1 protein-coding gene and 1 pseudogene are annotated in these 1,381 nt (G+C 71.3%); both read left to right on the forward strand.

The genetic code is table 11. From position 1 onward, the window contains the following. Positions 1-624, forward strand: a 624-nt coding sequence (locus FDN03_RS16140; RefSeq protein ID WP_138178604.1) for a zinc-binding dehydrogenase, incomplete at its 5' end; no start/stop codon positions are given. 74 nt (positions 625-698) lie between these two features. Beyond that, positions 699-1,381: pseudogene (locus tag FDN03_RS16145) on the forward strand (hypothetical protein); the annotation flags it as partial.

Genomic DNA, 1,381 nt, shown 5'->3' on the forward strand with positions numbered 1-1,381 from the left:
TCGTACGCCACGCAGATGGTGCTGCGGGGTGGGGGGATTCCGGTGTGTGTGGTGTCCTCGGCGGAGAAGGCGGCGATCTGCCGGGCGATGGGCGCGGAGCTGGTGATCGACCGGGCGGCGGAGGGGTACCGGTTCTGGTCGGACGAGCGGACGCAGGACCCGCGGGAGTGGAAGCGCCTCGGGCGGCGGATCCGGGAGCTGACCGGGGGTGAGGATCCGGACATCGTGTTCGAGCATCCGGGGCGGGAGACGTTCGGGGCGTCGGTGTTCGTGGCGCGGCGTGGGGGGACGGTGGTGACGTGTGCGTCGACGAGTGGGTTTCTGCATGAGTACGACAATCGGTATCTGTGGATGAATCTGAAGAGGATTATCGGGACGCATTTTGCGAACTATCGGGAGGCGTGGGAGGCGAACCGGTTGGTGGCGCGGGGGTTGATCCATCCGACGTTGTCGCGGGTGTATCCGTTGGAGGAGACGGGGCAGGCGGCGTTCGATGTGCACCGCAACGCTCACCAGGGGAAGGTCGGTGTGCTGTGTCTGGCGCCGGAGGAGGGGTTGGGGGTGCGGGACGAGCAGACCCGGGCTCGTCACCTCACCGCCATCAACCGCTTCCGCGGCGTATAGATCACGCAACCCGAACCGGCCGACGCCCCAGCTCCTGTCACCCAACGATTGCCGGTCTGGGATGCTGGGTGCCTATGACAGAGCACAGCGATCTCATCCCGATGGCCGGCGAGGGTGAAGGCGCCCCCGGCTTCGATCTGGTCCGCCGCGGCTACGACCCGCAGCAGGTGAACGCGCACGTCAACTGGCTTGTCGAGCAGCTCCGCGAGGCCGAGTCGCACGGGGCCGCCGCCGAGGCCGCCGCCTCCGAGGCGGCCACCGAGGCGGCCCGGGTGCGCGATGATCTGGCGGCGAACCGGCCGGCGGGGGAGGAGTTCGGCGGGCGCATCACCCAGATCCTCCAGCTCGCCGAGGAGGAAGCGGCCACGGGCCGCGCCGAGCGGACCCGTGACGCCGAGGCCCAGCTGGAAGAGGCCCGCCGGATCGTCGCCGAAGCCGAGTACACCCGCGAGCGCACCGTGCTGGACGCCGAGGAGCAGGCGCAGAACATCGTGGCCTCGGCCCGCGCCGAGGCGCAGCGGGTCGTCGAAACGGCACGGGCCACCGCAGCCGCGACCGAGGGCGAGTCCGCCCTGCGCCTCGCCGACCTCGAGAACCAGCGCGACCAGGTCACCGCCCAGCTCGGCGCGCTGCATGACCAGGTGACCGCTCAGCTCGGCGCCCTGCGCGACCGGCGCACCGCCGCGACGGCACCCCTGCAGGCCGGATCAGCACCCCCGCGGGCCCTGACCGCGGGCGACAGCACCGCCGCCGCACC

Source organism: Glutamicibacter sp. V16R2B1 (assembly GCF_005774635.1).
GTDB classification, from domain to species: Bacteria; Actinomycetota; Actinomycetes; order Actinomycetales; family Micrococcaceae; genus Glutamicibacter; species Glutamicibacter creatinolyticus.